This window comes from Mesorhizobium sp. M1E.F.Ca.ET.041.01.1.1, assembly GCF_003997355.1.
GTDB lineage: Bacteria > Pseudomonadota > Alphaproteobacteria > Rhizobiales > Rhizobiaceae > Mesorhizobium.
Window position 1 is genome coordinate 1 of the sequence record NZ_RZSL01001029.1, and the last position, 1,279, is coordinate 1,279.

1 protein-coding gene and 1 pseudogene are annotated in these 1,279 nt (G+C 64.1%); both read right to left on the reverse strand.

Features of this window, described 5'->3' with window-relative positions:
* A pseudogene (locus EOA38_RS37040) lies at nt 1-485 on the reverse strand (ABC transporter permease); the annotation flags it as partial.
* 59 nt (nt 486-544) lie between these two features.
* Nucleotides 545-1,279 (reverse strand): ABC transporter substrate-binding protein (locus EOA38_RS37045; RefSeq protein WP_145966311.1); only part of this gene is annotated, 735 nt, incomplete at its 5' end.

Below are 1,279 nucleotides of genomic sequence, written 5' to 3' on the forward strand. Positions count from 1 at the left end.
ATGTAGACCATGCCGATGGTGACGCCGGTCAGATTGTTGATGAGCGGCAACGGCTCATGGATGATGCCGAGGCTCATCAAGGCACGGTTGATCACGCCGGTACGCTGCAGCAGCACCATCCAGGCATAGGTTCGGGTCAGCAGATTGGTCCACATCGAGAGGATGATGATGCCGAAGACGACCGAGCCGAGCGCCGGCGGCATGATCGCCAGCATCCATGCGACAGGAAACGCCACGACGATAGTAACGATCGTAACGACGGCGGCGACGAGAAAAGTGTTGAGGAACACCCGTACATAGGTGCCGCTGCCGAAAAGGGCGGCGTAGTTCTGCAGCCCGGGCTCAGGCTCAGTGACGCTGCGCAGCAGCAAGGCGACCACCGGCACGATGAAGAACAGGCCGACCAGCGTCAGGGCCGGCAAGGCGCCGCCGCTGCCGGCCGGCAGGCCGGCAAAGGATTGGCGTCTGAAAGCAGTTCCCGTCATGGAAACGTCCCGTCTTTCAAGCGGGGCGCTGTTGCCGCGCCCCGCTCTTGTCATGGCGGCTACTTGGTCTGCCAGGCGTACCAGCGCGTGGCGATCTCGTCGCGATGCTCGGCCCAGTAGTTCATGTCGAGATTGATCTGGCCGTCGACATGGGCGTCGGGCAGGCCCTTGACCACGTCCGCGGCCATCTCGGCCTTGGCCTTGGTGTTGATCGGCGCGTAGCCGCTCGCTTCGGCGAACTTCGCCTGGCCGGTCGGGCTGGTGGCGGCGGCGAGGAACTTCATGGCGCTGTCCTTGTTCTTGGCGCCCTTCGGGACGACGAGAACGTCAGCGGCGGTGAGGTTCTGGTTCCAGGAGACGCCGACATCGGCGCCGTCCTTCTCGAGCGCGAAGACACGTCCGTTCCAGAGCTGGCCGAAGGCAGCCTCGCCCGAAGCGATGAGCTGCTGCGACTCGGCGCCACCACCCCACCAGACGATGTCCGACTTGATGGTGTCGAGCTTCTTGAAGGCGCGGTCGAGGTCGAGCGGGTAGAGCTTGTCGGCGGGCACGCCGTCGGCGAGCAGCGCGATCTCGATCACGCCCGGCGCCGACCATTTGTAGAAGGTTCGTTTGCCGGGAAACTTCTTGGTGTCGAACATGTCGGCCCAGCCCGTCGGTTCGCCCGAAACGGTGCCCTTGTTCCAGGCGAGAACGAAGGAATAGTAGAAGCTGCCGACGGCGTGCTCGTTGCTGAAGCGCGGGTCGAGATCGGCCTTCGGCACGGCGGCGAAGTCGATCGGCTCGAGCAATCC